Annotated in this window: 21 protein-coding genes; 12 read left to right on the top strand and 9 right to left on the bottom strand. The window is 64.6% G+C overall.

Annotated features, from left to right (window positions below):
• Positions 1-120: 120 nt before the first annotated feature.
• Positions 121-1,344 carry an argininosuccinate synthase gene (locus FJ973_RS02650; protein ID WP_140554783.1) on the top strand — a complete coding sequence of 408 codons (1,224 nt, stop codon included), beginning with the start codon at positions 121-123 and terminating at the stop codon, positions 1,342-1,344.
• Between the two features lie 186 nt (positions 1,345-1,530).
• Here the strand turns inward: FJ973_RS02650 and FJ973_RS02645 are convergent, their stop codons facing one another.
• Positions 1,531-2,331, bottom strand: coding sequence for a lytic transglycosylase domain-containing protein (locus FJ973_RS02645; RefSeq protein ID WP_140554782.1), 801 nt, complete (start codon positions 2,329-2,331; stop codon positions 1,531-1,533).
• Positions 2,332-2,586: 255 nt separating this feature from the next.
• On the opposite strand from FJ973_RS02645, the gene FJ973_RS02640 reads away from it, so the two are divergent.
• The 6 genes from FJ973_RS02640 (at position 2,587) to rpsP (ending at position 8,146) form a co-directional block, all read left to right on the top strand.
• Positions 2,587-3,684, top strand: coding sequence for a putative zinc-binding metallopeptidase (locus FJ973_RS02640; protein ID WP_140524572.1), 1,098 nt, complete (start codon positions 2,587-2,589; stop codon positions 3,682-3,684).
• Between the two features lie 62 nt (positions 3,685-3,746).
• Complete coding sequence (locus FJ973_RS02635) at positions 3,747-4,343, top strand: DUF1236 domain-containing protein (RefSeq protein ID WP_140554781.1); 597 nt, start codon at positions 3,747-3,749, stop codon at positions 4,341-4,343.
• A gap of 171 nt (positions 4,344-4,514) precedes the next feature.
• On the top strand, positions 4,515-5,480 hold the full coding sequence (locus FJ973_RS02630) for a type II CAAX endopeptidase family protein (RefSeq protein WP_140554780.1): 966 nt from the start codon (positions 4,515-4,517) through the stop codon (positions 5,478-5,480).
• A 289-nt stretch (positions 5,481-5,769) separates the two neighbouring features.
• Positions 5,770-7,353, top strand: a complete 1,584-nt coding sequence (gene ffh, locus FJ973_RS02625) for a signal recognition particle protein (RefSeq protein ID WP_140554779.1) — start codon at positions 5,770-5,772, stop codon at positions 7,351-7,353.
• A 7-nt stretch (positions 7,354-7,360) separates the two neighbouring features.
• Entirely contained in the window at positions 7,361-7,687 is a 327-nt protein-coding gene (locus FJ973_RS02620) for a chorismate mutase (protein ID WP_140492160.1), read from the top strand.
• Between the two features lie 57 nt (positions 7,688-7,744).
• A complete protein-coding gene (gene rpsP / locus FJ973_RS02615; protein WP_140492156.1) occupies positions 7,745-8,146 on the top strand; it encodes a 30S ribosomal protein S16 in 402 nt (133 codons plus the stop codon).
• 83 nt (positions 8,147-8,229) lie between these two features.
• On the opposite strand, the gene FJ973_RS02610 is transcribed toward rpsP, so the two are convergent.
• The gene (locus FJ973_RS02610) at positions 8,230-8,493 is read right to left on the bottom strand and encodes a glycine zipper domain-containing protein (RefSeq protein WP_140492153.1); all 264 of its coding nucleotides are present in this window, start codon (positions 8,491-8,493) and stop codon (positions 8,230-8,232) included.
• Positions 8,494-8,768: 275 nt separating this feature from the next.
• Between FJ973_RS02610 and FJ973_RS02605 the strand changes: the two genes are divergently transcribed.
• Complete coding sequence (locus FJ973_RS02605; RefSeq protein WP_140524566.1) at positions 8,769-9,176, top strand: ACT domain-containing protein; 408 nt, start codon at positions 8,769-8,771, stop codon at positions 9,174-9,176.
• A 176-nt stretch (positions 9,177-9,352) separates the two neighbouring features.
• Here the strand turns inward: FJ973_RS02605 and FJ973_RS02600 are convergent, their stop codons facing one another.
• The gene (locus tag FJ973_RS02600) at positions 9,353-10,387 is read right to left on the bottom strand and encodes an aspartate-semialdehyde dehydrogenase (RefSeq protein ID WP_140492147.1); all 1,035 of its coding nucleotides are present in this window, start codon (positions 10,385-10,387) and stop codon (positions 9,353-9,355) included.
• Positions 10,388-10,850: 463 nt separating this feature from the next.
• Between FJ973_RS02600 and FJ973_RS02590 the strand changes: the two genes are divergently transcribed.
• From FJ973_RS02590 to FJ973_RS02580, 3 genes are all read left to right on the top strand, one after another.
• Positions 10,851-12,713, top strand: coding sequence for a DEAD/DEAH box helicase (locus tag FJ973_RS02590; protein ID WP_140514040.1), 1,863 nt, complete (start codon positions 10,851-10,853; stop codon positions 12,711-12,713).
• Between the two features lie 116 nt (positions 12,714-12,829).
• On the top strand, positions 12,830-13,543 hold the full coding sequence (locus tag FJ973_RS02585) for a DUF805 domain-containing protein (protein WP_140492138.1): 714 nt from the start codon (positions 12,830-12,832) through the stop codon (positions 13,541-13,543).
• A gap of 72 nt (positions 13,544-13,615) precedes the next feature.
• Positions 13,616-14,287 carry a DUF805 domain-containing protein gene (locus FJ973_RS02580; protein ID WP_140547588.1) on the top strand — a complete coding sequence of 224 codons (672 nt, stop codon included), beginning with the start codon at positions 13,616-13,618 and terminating at the stop codon, positions 14,285-14,287.
• Here FJ973_RS02580 and FJ973_RS02575 read toward each other — a convergent pair.
• The 5 genes from FJ973_RS02575 to FJ973_RS02555 all read right to left on the bottom strand — a co-directional run bounded on the left by FJ973_RS02575 (position 14,277) and on the right by FJ973_RS02555 (position 18,081).
• Positions 14,277-14,759, bottom strand: coding sequence for a GNAT family N-acetyltransferase (locus tag FJ973_RS02575; RefSeq protein WP_140554777.1), 483 nt, complete (start codon positions 14,757-14,759; stop codon positions 14,277-14,279). The genes FJ973_RS02580 and FJ973_RS02575 overlap by 11 nt on opposite strands.
• A 5-nt stretch (positions 14,760-14,764) precedes the next feature.
• The gene (leuB, locus tag FJ973_RS02570) at positions 14,765-15,868 is read right to left on the bottom strand and encodes a 3-isopropylmalate dehydrogenase (RefSeq protein ID WP_140554776.1); all 1,104 of its coding nucleotides are present in this window, start codon (positions 15,866-15,868) and stop codon (positions 14,765-14,767) included.
• Between the two features lie 248 nt (positions 15,869-16,116).
• Positions 16,117-16,467, bottom strand: coding sequence for a VOC family protein (locus FJ973_RS02565; RefSeq protein WP_140554775.1), 351 nt, complete (start codon positions 16,465-16,467; stop codon positions 16,117-16,119).
• A gap of 13 nt (positions 16,468-16,480) precedes the next feature.
• A complete protein-coding gene (locus FJ973_RS02560) occupies positions 16,481-16,864 on the bottom strand; it encodes a RidA family protein (protein WP_140554774.1) in 384 nt (127 codons plus the stop codon).
• Between the two features lie 113 nt (positions 16,865-16,977).
• Complete coding sequence (locus tag FJ973_RS02555) at positions 16,978-18,081, bottom strand: saccharopine dehydrogenase family protein (RefSeq protein ID WP_140524555.1); 1,104 nt, start codon at positions 18,079-18,081, stop codon at positions 16,978-16,980.
• Between the two features lie 126 nt (positions 18,082-18,207).
• Between FJ973_RS02555 and FJ973_RS02550 the strand changes: the two genes are divergently transcribed.
• Positions 18,208-18,636, top strand: a complete 429-nt coding sequence (locus tag FJ973_RS02550; RefSeq protein ID WP_140492118.1) for an Lrp/AsnC family transcriptional regulator — start codon at positions 18,208-18,210, stop codon at positions 18,634-18,636.
• A gap of 45 nt (positions 18,637-18,681) precedes the next feature.
• Here the strand turns inward: FJ973_RS02550 and FJ973_RS02545 are convergent, their stop codons facing one another.
• On the bottom strand, positions 18,682-18,936 hold the full coding sequence (locus tag FJ973_RS02545) for a DUF1344 domain-containing protein (protein WP_140492115.1): 255 nt from the start codon (positions 18,934-18,936) through the stop codon (positions 18,682-18,684).
• Positions 18,937-19,037 lie beyond the last annotated feature (101 nt).

The raw sequence follows: 19,037 nt of genomic DNA, 5'->3' as shown, positions 1-19,037 counted from the left end.
AAGGATGATCCAGCTGTCCCGTATGCCTGTTTCTCCGCGCCTTGCCCCGTTCATCCCTTGCGGTGACCGGAAACGGCGTGATACCTCGCCGGCCGAGAACTCTTGTCGCGGAAACAGCAAATGTCGAAAACAAAAGACGTCAAGAAGGTCGTGCTCGCCTATTCCGGCGGCCTCGACACATCAATCATCCTGAAATGGCTGCAGACCGAGCTCGGCGCCGAGGTCGTCACCTTCACCGCCGACCTCGGCCAGGGCGGCGAATTGGAGCCGGCGCGCCGCAAGGCCGAGATGATGGGCATCAAGGACATCCGCATCGTCGACGTGCGCGAGGAATTCGTTGCCGACTTCGTCTTCCCGATGTTCCGCGCCAACGCCGTCTACGAAGGGACCTATCTGCTCGGCACCTCGATCGCCCGGCCGCTGATCTCGAAACACCTCGTCGAGATCGCAAAGGAGACCGGCGCCGACGCGATCGCCCACGGCGCCACCGGCAAGGGCAATGACCAGGTGCGCTTCGAGCTTTCGGCCTATGCGCTCAATCCCGATATCAAGGTCATCGCGCCCTGGCGCGACTGGTCGTACAAGTCGCGCACCGACCTCATCAACTTCGCCGAGCAGCACCAGATTCCGGTGCCGAAGGACAAGAAGGGTGACGCGCCGTTCTCGGTCGACGCCAATCTCCTGCATTCCTCTTCCGAGGGCAAGGTGCTTGAGGACCCGTGGAGCGAGCCGCCGGAATTCGTCCATCAGCGCACCGTCTCGCCCATGGACGCGCCGGACAAGGTCACCGAGATCGAGATCGAGTTCCTGAAGGGCGATCCGGTCGCGCTCGACGGCAAGAAGCTGTCGCCGGCAACCATGCTCGCCGCCCTCAACGATCTCGGCCGCGACAACGGCATCGGCCGGCTCGACCTCGTCGAGAACCGCTTCGTCGGCATGAAGTCGCGCGGCGTCTACGAGACCCCCGGCGGCACCATCCTTATCGCTGCCCACCGAGCCATCGAATCGATCACGCTCGACAGGGGAGCTGCCCACCTCAAGGACGAGTTCATGCCGCGCTACGCCGAACTCATCTACAACGGCTTCTGGTTCGCGCCCGAGCGGCTGATGCTGCAGACGATGATCGACAAGAGCCAGGAGGATGTCGAAGGTACGGTGCGTCTGAAGCTCTACAAGGGCAATGTCATCGTTACCGGCCGCAAGTCGAAGAAGACGCTCTATTCCGACGCGCTGGTGACCTTCGAGGACGACCGCGGCGCCTACGACCAGAAGGACGCCGCCGGCTTCATCCGCCTCAATGCGCTGAGGCTGCGCACGCTCGCCGCACGCAACCGCCGGGACTGACCACTCTGCCAGTCAGCGAACAGGAACCCCGGCAACGCGGCCGGGCTTTCTGCTGAAAAGCAATTCCAGGAAAAGTGTGTACGGTTTTCCCGGGAAAAGCGCGTAGCGCTTTCCCTTGGGAATCGCGCAAAAACAAAGACATAGAGCGGTTCGCCGTCTCCGTGAAACGGTGAACTGCCCTAACGATTACTCGCCATCGATTGCGGTGGCGATACGGGCGATGGCCTGTTGATAGACACTCGCCGAGTTCCAGCCGGCAATTGCACCCATATTCGCCTGAGCGCTCGCGCCGGCCTGCCAGCCATGCGCCTTGAGGAAGTTGGCCGTGGAAGCCAGCGCGGTGCTCTTATCGCGCAGGTTTCCGCTGCCCACTCCATATTTCAGGACATTTCCGGGCAGGAACTGCGTATGGCCGATCTCGCCATGCATGGCCCCGACCGACGAGGCGGTCAACGTTCCGCGATCGACCAGCTTCAGCGCCGCAATGGCATGCGGCTGAAAGTAATCCGGACGGCGGCAGTCATAGGCAAGCGTCAAAATGGCGGACACCGTGTTCTGGTTGCCCATAGAGGCGCCGAAGCCCGTCTCCATGCCCCAGATGGCAAGCAGCACGCCCGGCGAGACGCCGTAGGTCCGTTCGATCTTGTCGAACAGCGCCGCATTCGATTTCTTCAGCGCCCGGCCCTTGGAAATGATCGCCGCCCCGCCGCGGCGCTTCATGAAGGCTTCCACCGAGCCGCTGAAAGCCTTGTGGATGGCGCGGTCCGCGGAAATGGTCCTGGTCGCGTAGGTCGCGCCGGCCAGGGCCGCCAGTCCTCTCGAACCCACGCCCTCGGCCCTGGCCTCCGCTGCGAAGTCCTGCTTCCAGGCATCGAAGCCGGCTCCGGTCTTGCCACAGCTGGCCGCCGCCTGTGCGCCCGTCGCCAGCGCAATCATCGCCACCACAGTGGCCGCTGCAAACATCTTACCTTTGGCAAGAAATGCCATGTTGTTCTCTCCTGGTTGCCTGAATCACGTCCCGGCCGGAATTTGCCAGTGAAACGCGCACTTGTCACTGTCGCGCGCGCAAGCTGGCCAATGGAAGGGAATTTGCCTACGATCAAGCAAATATTGTGGCAAGAACCACCCATGGCCCGACGATCCTTGCGCCATGTTGCTCAATGACGTCACAGTCGGGAACGACGTCTGTCGGCCGGCGTTTTGCACGACGCGCCTTCCCCTGTTCCCTGGTCCGAGACCGAGATGAAACTCTTCGACTGTCCTCATTGCGGCCATCGTCTCTATTTCGAGAACGCCCGGTGCCTGAACTGCTCCAGTGCCGTGCTCTATGATCCGCAGCGCGCCTGCTTTGCCCTGTCCGGTGCCGACGGCGGCTCCCCATGCGCCAACGCCGACGAATGCGCCTGCAACTGGATGGCCGAGCCGGGACAGCCCTTCTGCCGCGCCTGCGCGCTCAACCAGCTGATCCCGGACCTCTCCGTCGACGGCAACCGCCGCCGCTGGATACGGGTCGAGGCCGCGAAGAAGCGCGCGGTCTATTCGCTGCTGGCTTTCGGACTGCCGGTGACGCCCAAGCAGAACCCCGCCGACGAGGCCGGCCTTGCCTTCGACTTCCTTGCCGATCCGATCGGCGGCGGCCCGGGCGGCGAGCGCATCCTGACCGGCCACGACAATGGCCTGATCACCCTCAACGTCGCCGAAGCCGACTCCGCCGAGCGCGAAAGGCGGCGCGTTGAGATGGGCGAGAACTATCGCACCTTGCTCGGCCATTTCCGCCACGAGCTCGGCCACTACTACTGGGACCGGCTGATCCGCGACAATCCGCAAAGGCTTGACGCCTTCCGCGCGCTGTTCGGCGACGAGCGCACCGGCTACGAGCAGGCATTGAAGAACCACTATGCCAATGGTGCCCCACCCGACTGGCAGCAACGCCACATCTCGTCCTACGCCACCTCCCATCCCTGGGAGGACTGGGCCGAAAGCTGGGCCCACCACCTGCACATCACCGACACGCTGGAAATGGTCCATGCGCTGAACTTCCCGCTCGGCCGGCTGGAGACGGTGGAAGCCAACGAATTGCCCCAGGGCGATACCGGGGGCATGCTACAACCAGCGCCGTCCGAACCGACACCCGCTCCCGAACCGTTCGAAAAGATCCTGTCGCGCTGGCTGGTGCTGTCGGAAGCCTCCAATTCCATCAATCGCTGCATGGGTCTGCCCGACCTCTACCCCTTCGTCATCTCGGATGTCGCGGCGCGCAAACTGGCCTTCGTTCACGACCTTCTGACCGGCCTGCCGCAAGAAACGGGAACAAATCGTGAGTTGGCTTCAACATTTTAGCTGGAACGCATGCGCCGCTCTCCCGTTTTCGCTGCCGAGGGACCATGAAACGGAGAGAAACCATGAAATCCGTATTGTTTCCCGCGGTCGCCGGAATGCTCGCGCTCTTCTCGGGCGCCGCCATGGCCGACACCCCGGTCTCCGCGATCACCGATCTCAACGTCCGCGCTGGCCCGGGCCCGCAATATCCTATCATCGGCGTGCTCGCCGCCGGCCAGTCGGCGACGCTCAATGGCTGCATCGAAAACAGCAAATGGTGCACCATCGCCGAAGCCGGTGGCCAGGGCTGGGTCTATTCGGATTATGTGACGGCTGATTTCGGCGGCAACCGGGTCGTGTTGACGCGACGTCCGCTCGGCTCCAGCGTCGCCGTCGTGTCGCCGCCCGAGGGCTATTCCACCGATTACACCGGCTCGATCATCGCCGGCGAGCCGGTCGAGGACGCCATCCCGCAGCCTCCCGCCGAAGTCAGGACCTATGTCGACACGCATCGCGTCGACCCTGTCTATCTTGAGGGCGAGGTGGTCACCGGGGCCGTATTGCCCGAGAGCGTCGAACTGCGCGAGATCCCCGATTACGACTACCGCTACGTCTATGTGAACGGCCAGCCGGCGCTGATCGACCCGCAGACGCGGCGCATCGTGTATGTGGTGCGTTGAGGCGGATAGGACACGGGGTTAATCACGGAGCATGCCTTTCGCCTGCCGGCAGGCAGGCGAGGGCGGCGCGAATGCGCCGAAGGCTGGCGGGGCGTACCGAACAGGAATGATTGCGCAGAACCGTCCGATCCCATAGATCATGCGACGCGAAGCACCAGCTTGCGAGAGAGCGTGATATCTGACCCTGCCGCCTTCGAGCACTATCGAAACACAGCCAACGAAAAGACGACCCTGCCGCGCCTGCTTCTCGGGACCGGGATCGTCGTCCTGTTCTGGGCCGTGTCGACGGCGGTCGTGCTGCTGGGCGGCACCTATGCCTTTTTCGCCTGGCGGACAGCGCAAGGCGCGGCTGCGCCCGCCGGCGGCATGCAGGGTTTCCTTGCGTCGCCCGTCGGCATTCTCACCGCGCTCGCGTCTTTCGCCGGCATCTGGATCGGCTTGTGGATCGCCATGCGCTGGGTGCATGGCGAGAAGCTGTCGGCGCTCCTCGGCAACAGCCGTCGCATTTCGCGCTCGGGTTTCATCAAGGGACTGGTCGCGGTGTTGGTCACTTCGCTCGTGTCCGAGGTCCTGCTCTACCTGATGCAGCCCGAGATCGCGCGCGGCTCCATCGCCCTGTCGTCCTGGCTGCTGTTCCTGATCCCGATCCTCGCGCTCACTTTTCTGCAGACATCATCGGAAGAGGCGCTGTTCCGAGGCTACCTGCTGCGCGGTCTTGCCTACCGGTTCAGGAGCCCGTTCGTCTGGGCGCTGCTGCCGGGCCTGCTGTTCACCTCGCTGCACTGGAGCGCGAGCTCCTCGGCCGCCATCAATGCCTGCGTGCTGGTCTCGATCGCCGCTTTTGCACTGCTTTTGACACTTGTCGTCTATGCCACCGGCAATCTCGGCGCGGCCCTTGGCGCCCATCTCGGCAACAATCTGACCGGCTTCCTGCTGATCTCGCATCAGGAGAGCTACAATTCCTTCGCCCTGTTTACCGCCAGACCACTCGAAGGGCCGGGCTGGGCGACGTCGGACGCGGTCCTCATCGCCACGATCGGCATCGCCTGCAGCCTGCTGACGATACTGCTGCTCTTACACCCGCGCTCGCCGCTGAGCGTCTCGGCCGAACCTGCAGACGGAACGAAGGCGACCTGATTGCTGCGCGGGGAGACCGGCGGAACGGTCCTTGTCTTGACTCCGCGGCCGTTTTCCTGTCTACAGCCCCGAATTCCGCGACGAGTATCCCTCCGAGCAAGCCGACCAGGATGCCGAAGCCTCTTTGAGGCCAAGTGCTGTAAACAGATCCTGGAGGCCAACACCCGGCAGCGCTGTGCGCCCCCGGGTGCTTTTTGGTTTTGGCTTTTGCTTGCCACGAGACTTGGACACTTGGCGCGAACGCATTACCTCTCGGGCACCATCAGGTTGCCAGGGAAAAGGAAACAGAATGTTTGAATCACTTCAGGAGCGCCTTGGCTCCATCCTGAACGGCCTGACCGGCCGCGGCGCGCTGTCGGAGGCGGATGTCTCGGCGGCGCTCCGCGAGGTGCGCCGTGCGCTGCTCGAGGCCGACGTGGCGCTGGAAGTGGTGCGCTCCTTCACCGACAAGGTGCGCGAGAAGGCGGTCGGCGCGGCGGTGCTGAAGTCGATCAAGCCCGGCCAGATGGTCGTCAAGATCGTGCATGACGAGCTGGTCGACATGCTCGGCGCCGAAGGCGTCGCCGTCGACCTCAACGCACCGGCGCCCGTCGTCGTCATGATGGTCGGCCTGCAGGGTTCCGGCAAGACGACGACCTCGGCCAAGATCGCCAAGCGGCTCACCGAGCGTCAGAACAAGAAGGTCCTGATGGCCTCGCTCGACACGCGGCGCCCCGCCGCGCAGGAGCAGTTGCGCCAGCTCGGCGAGCAGGTCAAGGTGGCGACGCTGCCTGTCGTCGTCGGCCAGAACCCGGTCGATATCGCCAAGCGCGCCGTGCAGGCGGCCAGGCTCGGCGGTCACGACGTGGTCATCCTCGACACTGCCGGCCGCACCCATATCGACGAGCCGCTGATGGTCGAGATGGCCGACATCAAGAAGGTGTCGGGCCCGCACGAGATCCTGCTGGTCGCCGACTCCTTGACCGGCCAGGACGCCGTCAACCTTGCCAAGAGCTTCGACGAGCGCGTCGGCATCACCGGGCTGGTGCTGACCCGCATGGACGGCGACGGCCGTGGCGGCGCCGCGCTCTCGATGCGCGCCGTCACCGGCAAGCCGATCAAGCTGATCGGCACCGGCGAGAAGATGGACGGGCTGGAGGAATTTCACCCCAAGCGTATCGCCGACCGCATTCTCGGCATGGGCGACATCGTTTCGCTTGTCGAAAAAGCCGCCGAGAACATCGACGCCGAGCAGGCGGCGGCGATGGCCAAAAAGATGCAGTCGGGCAAGTTCGACCTGAACGACCTCGCCCAGCAGCTTCAGCAGATGTCGAAAATGGGCGGCATGGGCGGCATCATGGGCATGATGCCCGGCATGGGCAAGATGAAGGACCAGATGGCCGCCGCCGGTCTCGACGACAAGATGTTCGGCCGCCAGCTCGCCATCATCTCCTCGATGACCAAGGCCGAGCGCGCCAACCCCGACATTCTCAAGCACTCGCGCAAGAAGCGCATCGCCGCCGGCTCCGGCACCGACGCGGCCGAGATCAACAAGCTCTTGAAGATGCATCGCGGCATGGCCGACATGATGAAGGCGATGGGCGGCAAGGGCAAAGGCGGCGGCCTGATGCGCGGCATGATGGGCGGGCTCGCCTCCAAGATGGGTCTCGGCGGCATGATGCCCGGTGGCATGGGCGGCATGCCTGACCTCTCCAAGATGGATCCCAAGCAGCTCGAAGCCTTGCAGAAGCAGGCGCAGGCCGCCGGCATGAAGGGCCTGCCCAGCGGCCTTCCCGGCGGCGGTGGCCTGCCCGGCTTGCCCGGCGGCATGAAGCTTCCCAGGCTTCCCGGTCTCGGCGGCGGTGGCCTGCCTGGCCTCGGCAAGAAGAAGTGAGGACGCGATGAACGAGGAAAAGGACATGGCGGACGCCCGCACCATCCTGGCCGGCTACCGTGCTTCGATCGACAACATCGATGCCGCCCTCATCCACATGCTGGCCGAGCGCTTCCGCTGCACCAAGGCGGTCGGCCTGCTCAAGGCCGAGCATGGCTTGCCGCCGGCTGACCCGGCGCGCGAGCAGCAGCAGATCGCCCGTCTTCGCCAGCTCGCGGACGATGCGCATCTCGACCCGGATTTCGCGGAGAAATTCCTCAATTTCGTCGTCCGCGAAGTGATCCGCCACCACGAACAGATCGCCGCTGCCAACGGCGTGACGAAAACCGGCTGAAGACAAAGATTTAGCCGCAACCCTACCAACGAAATCAGAGCTTTTAGGAGATAAGAAATGGCACTGAAGATCAGATTGGCCCGCGCGGGCTCGAAGAAGCGTCCCTACTACCACGTCGTCGTCGCCGACGCGCGCTCGCCGCGCGACGGCCGTTTCATCGAGTCGCTCGGCTCGTGGAACCCGCTGCTGCCGAAGGACGGCGAGCGCGTCAAGGTTGACGCCGAGCGCGTCAAGCACTGGCTGTCGCACGGCGCCCAGCCGACCGACCGCGTGCTGCGCTTCCTCGATGAGGCCGGCCTCGCCAAGCGCGACGCCCGTTCCAATCCGAAAAAGGCCGAGCCCGGCAAGAAGGCACAGGAGCGCGCCGCGCTTCTGAAGAAGGCGCAGGACGACGCCGCTGCCGCCGTCGCGGCGGCTGCGGCCGCGCCGGCCGAGGCGGAGCCCGCCACGGCCGAGTAATCGATCACCGATCGTCTTTTTCGAAACGGCGGGCCCTTAGCCCGCCGTTTTCTATTTCGAATTCATTGTGCGGATGCTGCCGCTCAATAGCCGCTCGGGCAACGATCGACATAGACATGGCCGCGGCTGTCGCGATAACGGCAGCGGCCCGGTTCGCTGGCCCGCCCGATCAGCGCGCCGGCTACGGCACCGACCGCGCCGCCGACCACGGCGCCCTGGACGGGATCGCCCGCCACCGCCGCGCCGACCGCTGCTCCGCCCAGGCCGCCGACGGCCGCGCCTTTTTCCGTCTGCGAACAGGCGCCAAGCGCTGCCGTCAGCACCAGAATGGTCATGATTTTCTTCATTGTCGTTCCTCTCTCACGGGGATCGCCGTCCTCGCCGCCATGTTCCTAACTCCCAGGCGGCCGATTTGATCCCTAGACATTGAAGGCCGGCGCTTCGCCGCGCCTGCCAAGGCCATGCCGATCTCCGGCAAGCATGTGAAATCGTTGATGTTCCCACGCCGCGGCGCAGTCTCTCGCCGGGTTGTCCGTGCAGCGCGCCGGCGTGGCTATCGGCGCGCTTCGGTCGCGTATATGAAGAGCCGGCGGGCGTGGCCCGTCAGACAAGAGCAGGCGAGATGGCCGGAGAGACAGATCTGAAGACATTGCTGGCGTCGATGATGCCGCAATTGATTGCCGGCATCCATGTCTTCGCCACGCTGCCGGCGGGTGTATCGGTTCCGGAAGGACTCGAAGCGGTCATGCTGTTTCGCGAATGCGAAGGCACGACATTGATCCTGCCCGAAGACGAGGCGCAGGCAGCCGGGCTGGAAGCCGTTTTCCGCTGCCGCATGATAACGCTGAACATCCATTCGTCGCTGGAAGCCGTCGGCTTCCTCGCCGCCATCACCGCACGCCTCGCCGCCGCCGGCATGGGCGTCAATCCCGTCTCCGCCTTCTATCATGACCATCTGTTCGTGCCGGTCGACCGGGCCGAGGAAGCGATGAGGTTGCTGCGGGAACTGGCGGCGGAAAATCGGACATAGGCCGGCGCCCCCCTCATCCGCCTGCCGGCACCTTCTCCCCATATAAGGACGGGGGGAAGGTGAGCTAACGGCCGAAGGCCGAGCCCGCGACTGCGGGCCGCCGGTCGTCCGGCGCCCTCGCGGAGGGCCAGCCGCGGCAGCGGCGGTGCGGCCCGCGAGCGAAAGCCAAACAGCCGTCAGGCTGCCTTCTTCTTCGGCTGGATCAGGCCGCGCTCGACCAGCAGTTCGGCGATCTGCACTGCGTTGAGGGCGGCGCCCTTGCGCAGATTGTCGGAAACGATCCACATCGACAGGCCGTTGTCGATGGTCGAATCCTCGCGGATGCGCGAGATGAAGGTGGCGTCCTCGCCGGCCGATTCCAGCGGCGTGATGTAGCCGCCGTCCTCGCGCTTGTCCAAGACCTGGCAGCCCGGCGCCTCGCGCAGGATGTCGCGCGCCTCGTCGGCGGTGATCGGGTTCTCGAACTCGATGTTGACCGCTTCCGAATGGCCGATGAACACCGGCACGCGCACGCAGGTCGCCGTCAGCTTGATCTTGGGATCGAGCATCTTCTTGGTCTCGGCGACCATCTTCCACTCTTCCTTGGTGAAGCCGTCATCGAGGAAAACGTCGATATGCGGGATCACGTTGAAGGCGATGCGCTTGGTGAACTTCTTGACGTCGACCTGGTCGGCGACGAACACGGCGCGGGTCTGCGTGAACAGCTCGTCCATGCCTTCCTTGCCGGCGCCCGACACCGACTGGTAGGTGGCCACGACGATGCGCTTGATGGTGGCCGCGTCATGCAGCGGCTTCAGCGCCACGACGAGCTGCGCCGTCGAGCAGTTCGGGTTGGCGATGATGTTCTTGCGGGTGAACAGCGAGATCGCATCCGGGTTCACTTCCGGGACGATCAGCGGCACGTCGGCGTCGTAGCGGAAGGCCGAGGAATTGTCGATGACGACGCAGCCCTGCTTGCCGATCTTGGGTGACCATTCCTTCGAGACATTGCCGCCGGCCGACATGATGCAGATGTCGGTGTCGGAAAAGTCGTAGGTGTCGAGTGCGCGGACCTTCAGCGTGCGGTCGCCGAACGACACTTCCGTGCCCTGGCTGCGGCGCGAGGCAAGCGCCACCACTTCGCTGACCGGAAAACCGCGCTCTTCCAGTATGTTGAGCATTTCGCGGCCCACATTGCCCGTGGCGCCAACTACCGCAACCTTGAAACTCATAAAGATCTCCTATCCCTCTCCGCTTGGTTGTTGGAGAAAACCCGCCGGCCAGGTGCGGGTTCCGTCCCCCGGGCCGAACCGGGGAGAGGGTGGTCAGGCCAAGGGAATCACACCGTTTTGGTGGTGGTTTTGGCCGTTACTTTGCTGGAACGGGGGGACGCGCCGAAACGCCCGGCGCAATGATGCTCATTGCGGCTGGGGGCATCGAATGCAAGAAGAGCCATCAAAAGGCCGTGCATCGAAAAACGATCCCGTTCGAAGCGGGCTTTTACGCGGTTTGCGGCAGGAGTCAATCAGTGGTGTTTCTTCCTTCCCTCCTTGCGGGAGAAGGGAAGGCGGTGCCGCCTGCCCTGTACAAGAGCGGCGCCAGCAAGTACGAACGGGCGAGATCGTCTGGCTGGCGCTGCGCCAGCCCTGTATGTGCTCCATGATGAGCGCAAGCCCTGAATTCCGAAAGAGTGAGATGTCCAACTTCGAAGCACTTGTTCCTGCGCTGGCAAAGGCGCTGGAAAAACGCGGCTATGCCGAACTGACGCCGGTGCAGAAGGCGGTCCTGGAACTTGGCCAGGCCGACGCGCTGGTGTCGGCGCAGACCGGCTCCGGCAAGACGGTGGCCTTCGGCCTTGCCATGGCGCCGACGCTCCTCGGCGGCGCCGACCGCTTTGCCCATGCCGCGGCCCCGCTGGCGCTGGCGGTGGCGCCGACGCGCGAGCTGGCGCTGCAGGTGACGCGCGAACTGGAATGGCTCTACGAGCTGACCGGCGCCACGGTCGCCTCCTGCGTCGGCGGCATGGACATGCGCACCGAACGGCGCGCGCTGGAGCGCGGCGCCCATATCGTCGTCGGCACCCCCGGTCGGCTGCGCGACCACATCACGCGGAACTCGCTCGACATGTCGGCGCTGAAGGCGGTGGTGCTGGACGAAGCCGACGAGATGCTCGATCTCGGTTTTCGCGAGGACCTGGAATTCATCCTCGACGCCGCCCCCGCCGAGCGCCGCACGCTGATGTTTTCGGCCACCGTGCCGCGCTCCATCGCAACCCTCGCCCAGGGCTATCAACGTGACGCCGTGCGCATCTCGGCCGCCGGCGAGGAGAAGCAGCATCTCGACATCGAATACCGGGCGCTCAGCGTCGCCCAGGCCGATCGCGAGAACGCCATCATCAATGTGCTGCGTTTCTACGAGGCGAAAAACGCGCTGGTGTTCTGCAACACCCGTGCCGCCGTCAACCATCTCACCGCACGCTTCAACAACCGCAATTTTTCAGTCGTCGCGCTCTCGGGCGAGCTCAGCCAGAACGAACGCAGCCACGCGCTGCAGGCGATGCGCGATGGCCGCGCCAAGGTCTGCATCGCCACCGACGTCGCGGCGCGCGGCATCGACCTGCCCAATCTGGAGCTGGTCATCCATGCCGACCTGCCGACCAACCCGGAAACGCTGCTGCACCGAAGCGGCCGCACCGGACGCGCGGGTCGCAAGGGCGTCAGCGCGCTGATCGTGCCCAACAGCGCCCGCAGGCGAACCGAACGCCTGCTGGCGAGCGCAAAGCTGACCGCGACATGGGCAAGTCCGCCATCCGCCGACGACGTGATCCGCCGCGATGACGAGCGCATCCTTGCCGATCCCACCTTCGATGAACCGGTGAAGGACGACGAACGCGGCTTCATCGACGCGCTTCTCGCCAAGCACGGCGCCGAGCAGGTGACGGCCGCCTTCGTGCGGCTGTGCCGCTCGAGCCGCTCGGCGCCAGAGGATCTGATGGACGTCGCGCCGTTCACGCCGTCGCGTGAAAGACCGGCGGGCGAAAACTTCGCGCGCCGCGACGAGGCGCCCAGCCGCCGCGACGATTTCGGCGCCAGCGTCTGGTTTTCGCTGTCGGTCGGGCGCCGGCAGAATGCCGAGCCACGCTGGCTGATTCCGATGCTGTGCCGCACCGGCAGCATCACCAAGCGCGAGATCGGCGCCATCAAGATGCAGCCGGAAGAGACCTTCGTGCAGATCGCCGCCGACTGGGCCGACCGTTTCCTCGCCGCCGTTGGTCCCGACCGCAAATTGCAGGGTAACATCGTGGTGAAACGGCTGGACGGCATGCCGGACCTGTCGCGCGCCGGCTACCAGCCGCCAGGTCCGGACAAGAAACCGCATCGCGGCAAGGCGCCGTTCGACCCGAACGCGCCGAAGCGCAAATTCGAGAAGCGCGCGCCGGCTGGCGACCAGCGCCCCGCCGCATCTGACGCGAAGCCCTGGGCGAAAAAGCCGGGCAAGCCGAAATTCGACAACGCCGGACCGCCGAAACCCAAGAAGGCGAAGAAGCGGCCGAGCTGAGATCTCCCGGCCATGTCGTCACGATGGCTGCCGCGCCAGCCGTCGCATTTTCATGCTGCCCCTTGCGATCCGCCGGAACTTTGAACAGTCTGGTCGGGCGTTCGGGGGATCGGGGCATGCGCGGCGAAGTTCTTCACTATGACGAGACCCAGGGCTTCGGCTTCATCACCGGGGCGGATGGTGAGCGCTATACTTTCGCGCGTGAGGATCTGCGCCGCGAAATCGCAATTGCCCGAGGCACGGCCGTTGAATTCCAGCCCGGCGGCGGCCAGGCGCGCGACATCTTCCCGGCCGGCGCCCAATCCGCGCCTCCAACCGGCGTGGCCGCCGGCGCCCATGCGCGAACCGGTGCGTCCGTCTCTTCCGCTGCTCAAATCGCACAGCCGCGGCATTTTGGCCGCGCCGCCAGCACCGGGCCGGCCGAGCCCGGCCTGTGGGGTTATTTCTGGCGCGGCATCACCGAGAATTATTTCAACTTCACCGGCCGCGCCCGCCGCAAGGAATACTGGGCCTATTGCCTGTTCTGGTTCGTCGCGCTGCTGGCAGTGACCGGCATCGGCATTTTCGCCGATGCCGCGATGGGCAATCTCGACGACGCTGAAATGCCGGCGGTGACGATTGGCCTGTTCGGCCTTTTCCTACTTGCGACCTTTCTGCCTGGCCTCGGCATGACCGTGCGTCGTCTGCACGATATCGGCCTGACCGGCTGGCTTTTCCTGGTGATCCTGATCCCCACCATCGGCAGCCTGATCATCCTGGTCTTCGCGCTCATCCCGACCCAGGCCCGGGAGAACCAGTGGGGACCGGTGCCGGCGGGCGCCAGAACGTAGCCCTGCGTGCGTATTGCAATTACGTGCAACTTTAAGTAGCGTCTCGCGACGCAATGTGAAATGGGGCAGAGCATGCGCGGGACGGTGTTCCACTATGACGAAGGCCAGGACTACGGTTACATCAACGGAACCGACGGCAAACGCTACATCTTTTCCCGTATCGATTTCAGCCTGGAACTGCCCCTCGGCAAGGGTACCCTTGTCGAGTTCCAGCCGGGCGACGGCACGGCGCACAACATTGTCGCCACGGCCTCGGCCACATCGTCGTCAACCACCAGTCAGCCACGGCAGACCAGCCGTTCTGCCCGAAGCCGTCCCGCCTACTCCACAGGGCTGTGGGCTTATTTCTGGCGCGCGGTGATCGCGGATTATGGCAATTTCACCGGACGCTCCCGCCGCAAGGAATTCTGGGCCTTCTGGCTATTCTACACCCTCGGGGTGCTCGCGCTTTTCGGCTTCGGGATACTTGTTGAACTGGCGATCAACGGCTTCGAAACCAACGCGGACAGGACGCCGATGGGGTTCATAGGGTTCATACCCCTACTGGTGTTCTTTTCGGGATTGATCTTGCCTTGCATTGCGCTCCTCGTACGGCGTGCGCATGACGCCGGCCTGAGCGGCTGGTTTGCCCTGCTTTGCTTCATCCCGCTCATTGGCGGCATCGCCGTGCTAGTCTTCGGGCTTATGCCGCCTCAGCTGGGCGAAAATCCTTGGGGACCGGTGCCGGCGGGCGTCAGGGTCTGACCGCCCCCAGCGCCTCGCCCGAAAGCCTGAGAAAGATCTTCTGGCCGTGGCGTTCGGCGCCAAGCCGGTCGTAGAAGCGCAGCGCGCCTTCGTTCCAGTCCTCGGTGGTCAGGTCGATGCGGCCGATGCCGTGGCGCCGGCAATGGTCGGCGAGAAAGCCGACCAGCGCCCGGCCGACGCCGGCGTTGCGAGCCTTGTCGCGCACGAACAGATCCTTGAGGAACAGCAGCCGCTCGAGGTCGATGCCGGGATGCGCGATCGCCACAGATGCCAGGCCGCTGATCTCGGCCCCGACGAAAGCCAGCGCGAAATGCGGATAGGCCGGGCTTTCCTCATCCAGCCATTTGCGTGCCGCCGACAAGGCGCGCTCGTGGTCGAGCGGCGGTTGCCGGTAGTGAACCGCCATTTCGCACAGCATCGTGGCGAGCGCCGTCGCGTCGCCGGTCGTCGCCCAGCGGACGTCGACCGTCATGGGGGTCAGCCCAGGAACTTGGCGATGATCGCGTCGCCCATCTCGACGGTGCCGACCTCGGTCATGCCGGCCGAGAGGATGTCTTTGGTGCGCAGCCCGTCGTCGAGCACGGCAGCGATTGCCGCTTCGAGCTTGTCGGCTTCATCGACCATGGCGAAGGAATAGCGCAGGCACATGGCGAAGGAAGCGATCATGGCGATCGGGTTGGCGATGCCCTTGCCGGCGATATCGGGCGCCGAACCGTGCACCGGCTCGTAAAGCGCCTTGCGCTTCTTGGTCTTGGCATCAGGCGCGCCGAGCGAGGCGGAAGGCAGCATGCCGATCGAGCCGGTCAGCATGGCGGCGATATCGGACAGCATGTCGCCGAACAAGTTATCGGTGACGATGACGTCGAACTGCTTGGGCCAGCGCACCAGTTGCATGCCGCCGGCATCGGCCAGCACGTGGTCGAGCTTGACGTCGGAATATCGGGCCTTGTGGGTCTGGGTGACGACCTCGTTCCACAACACGCCGGACTTCATGACGTTGCGCTTTTCCATCGAGGTGACATGGTTCTTGCGCGTGCGCGCCAATTCGAAGGCGACGCCCGAAATGCGCTCGATCTCGAACGTGTCGTAGACCTGGGTGTCGATGCCGCGCTTCTGGCCGTTGCCGAGATCGATGATCTGCTTGGGCTCGCCGAAATAGACGCCGCCGGTCAGTTCGCGCACGATCAATATGTCGAGGCCTTCGACCACCTCTTGCTTCAGCGAGGAGGACGCCGCCAGCGCCGGATAGCAGATCGCGGGCCTGAGATTGGCAAACAGCTCCATGTCCTTGCGCAGGCGCAGCAGGCCGGCCTCGGGGCGAACCTCGTAAGGCACGGCATCCCATTTCGGACCGCCGACGGCGCCGAACAGCACGGCGTCGGCGGCAACAGCCTTTTCCATGTCGGCATCGGAAATCGCGGCACCATGTGCATCGTAGGCGCAGCCGCCGACCAGCCCCTCGTCGGTGGCGAAGCCGCTGCCGAGCTTCTCGTTCATGGCCGCTATCAGCTTCTTGACCTCGGCCATGGCCTCGGGGCCGATGCCGTCGCCGGGAAGCAGGAAGAGATGTTTCGAAGCCATGGAGAGCCGTCCCAGAAAGAATGCGTTTCGATTTTGCACAGCATCCTTCGCGCGCCAATGAGGCGCGCGGCGCTGTGCGACCGCGGCCTTGCTAACCGCCAAGTGGTTGCGACGCAAGGAGGAACAATTGGCGAAGGCGGCTAAGTGCGTAATCTCCCCCCTTGAGGGGGAGATGGCCGGCAGGCCAGAGGGGGGCGCTGTCCGCCAACATGTCCAGGTCTGCAGTCGCCTCGGCGCTTTGCAGATATTCACCGATGCGAGAGAATGTTGACCAGCCGACCGAAAGGGTCGCGCACATAGAAGCGCCGCACGCCCCAGGGCTCGTCGGCCGGCCCGTATTCGATGGCGAAGCCGGCTGCCTTCATGGCGTCGAGTGCGGCATCAACGTCGTCGACCTCGATCGACAGGTCCGGCACCGGCGTGCCCGACCCGCCTTGCGCCATGAAGCTGACCTGTACCTGCATCCTTTCCTCGGACCCGTAGGTGACGATCCAGCCTTGATCCATGAGCACATCGAGGCCGAGCACGTCATGGTAGAAGCGCCTCGCCGATGCCGCGTCCTTTGTTTCGATATTGGCTACGATACGCCGCACTGCCATGGCATTGGCCTCCTCAGTCTGTGCGCCGAAGCGCCGTCACCTCGATTTCGATCTTCATCTCCGGTCTGTTGAGCTGGCACACGATCATCGTTGCCGCCGGCCTGATCTCGCCGAACGCTTCGCCGAGAATGGGGAACACCACGTCGACGAAGGCCCGGTCGGTTATGTAGTAATGCGCGCGCACCACATCCTTCATGCCGAAGCCGCCGTCCAGCAAGGCACTGGCGATGGTTGCCAGGCAGTTGCGCGTCTGCGCCTCGACGGTTTCCGGCATCGTCATCGAGGCATAGTCATAGCCGGTCGTTCCGGACACGAAACACCAGTCGCCCTGCACCACGGCGCGCGAATAGCCGGCGGTCTTCTCGAAGGGCGAACCGGTGGAGATCAGCTTTCGCATGGCATCCTCGCAAGGGGTGTTCGCAACCACTTTGCGGGCAAAGGCCTCGCACGGCCATAGGCCAGACGGAGCTGGCCGTTGTCCCGAGGGCCTTGGCCGTCCGCTGGGGCGCGTCAGCTCGCCAGCCGGCTGACCATCTCGTGCTGGGCGTAGGCACGGCCGAAGCGGTTGGCGAGGAAGGCGTCGAGCGCGATGTCCTCCTGCTTGACGAAGCCGGTCGCCGGCAAGGTGCCGTCGGCCAGCATGTCGAGCACGGCGCAGATTCCCGATGCCGTGGTGATCTGGATGGCGCTGCGCACCGTCTGGCCGACCCGCTTCGAATAGATCTTGTTGGCGTAGGTCTCCTGCAGCAGGCGGCCGTTCTTGCGCCCCGAGACGGTGACGAAGACGATGACCACGTCCTGCAGCGTCGCTGGCAGCGCGCTTTCGAAAATGTCCTTCAGCACCTCGCGGCGGTGGCGCAGGCCGAGGTCGTTGAGCAGCGCCTTCATGATGGCGGCGTGGCCGGGATAGCGGATGGTGCGATAGTTGAGCGTGCGCACCTTGCCCTTCAGCGTCTCGGCCAGCGTGCCGAGCCCGCCGGAGGTGTTGAAGGCCTCGTAGGTCACCCCGTCGAGCGAGAATTCCTCACGCTCCTCCAGCGGCGGCACCTCGACCAGCTCGCCCTCGACGATCGCCTCGCAGGGCTCGCAATATTCGTTGATGACGCCGTCGGTGCTCCAGGTCAGATTGTAGTTCAGCGCGTTCGAAGGATATTGCGGCAGCGCGCCGACCCGCATGCGCACGCTCTCCAGCGTATCGAAACGGCTGGCGAGGTCGTTGGCGACGATCGAGATGAAGCCCGGCGCCAGCCCGCATTGCGGGATGAAGGCGTTGTTGGCCGAACGCGCCAGTTCCTTCACGCGCCGGGTCGAGACGACGTCCTCGGTGAGGTCGAGATAATGCACGTCGGCGCTTGCGGCGGCTTCGGCGATGCGCGTGGTCAGATGGAAGGGAGCGGCGCTGAGCACCGCGAATTTTCCGGCGAGCGCAGCTTCCAGCGTGCCCGCGGCCGCGATGTCGAGTTCCAGCGTCTCGACCCCGTCAGGCAGTTCGGCCGCGGCAAGCTGCGCGGCCGAGCGGTCAACGAGAGTGACGTGATAGTCCCCGGTTGAAAACAGCATCTCGGCAATGGTCGAGCCGATCTTGCCGGCGCCGACGACAACAATTTTCTTCATGACCCGGTTCCCTCGCCCGACAGTTGATTTGTCCCGCTACAATCGCGGCTTGCCGGACGAAAGGAAGCGTGGAATTGTACGAAATGAAGTACCCTTTTTGCCGATATGCCGACCAGGTTCGTTGAAATGCTGAGTGATGCCGACCAGGCCCTGCTTGCCCTGTTGCGCGAGAACGCCCGCGCCTCGACCGCCGCTCTGGCGCGCCGGCTCGGCGTGTCGCGCACCACGGTGCAGAGCCGCATCGAACGGCTGGAGCAGCGCGGCATCATAGCCGGCTACGGCGTCAAGCTTGCGCCCGATTATGAACAGGGACTGGTGCGGGCGCATGTGCTGCTCACCGTAACGCCCAAGCTCGCCGACAAGGTGGTGCGCAGCCTGCGAGCCCTGGCGCCGGTCAGGACGCTGCATTCGGTGAGCGGCAATTTCGACATGATCGTCATCGCCGACGCGCCGTCGATCAAGGACCTGGACACGCTGCTCGACCAGATCGGCGCCCTCGAAGGCGTCGAACGGACGTCGTCATCGATCATCCTGTCGACGCGGATCGATCGGTGATCACCGGTGAAAAACCGGGCCGCAGGCGGCCCGGTCGTGCCGCCTTTACTTGGCAGGCTGGATGTTCGAGACCAGCGATTTGCCGGATTTCGTCGAATAGGTGACGATCACCTTCTTGCCGGGCTTCAGCGTCTCGACCTCTATGCCCTCCGGCAGGTTCAGCGTCTTGCCGTCGGCCAGCGTGATGGCGTCGCCCTTTGCATCGACATTGACGATGGTGCTGGTAACCGTCCTTGCAAGGGCTGCCGTCGAGGATGCGGCCGCCAGCACTGTCGCGGCGGCGATGACGAATTTCCTCATGGTCTTTTCTCCTAACGCTTGTTGTGGTGCCGAAGTGGTTCGGCATCGAGGGGTCGGAACGATTACAGTTGCCGCCCCGCTTCCCCCGGATCGAGAGAAGA

Source organism: Mesorhizobium sp. B2-1-3 (assembly GCF_006442495.1).
Classification (GTDB): domain Bacteria; phylum Pseudomonadota; class Alphaproteobacteria; order Rhizobiales; family Rhizobiaceae; genus Mesorhizobium.
Note: the sequence above shows the minus strand (reverse complement) of the source record. Positions and strands in the feature narration are given on the sequence as shown.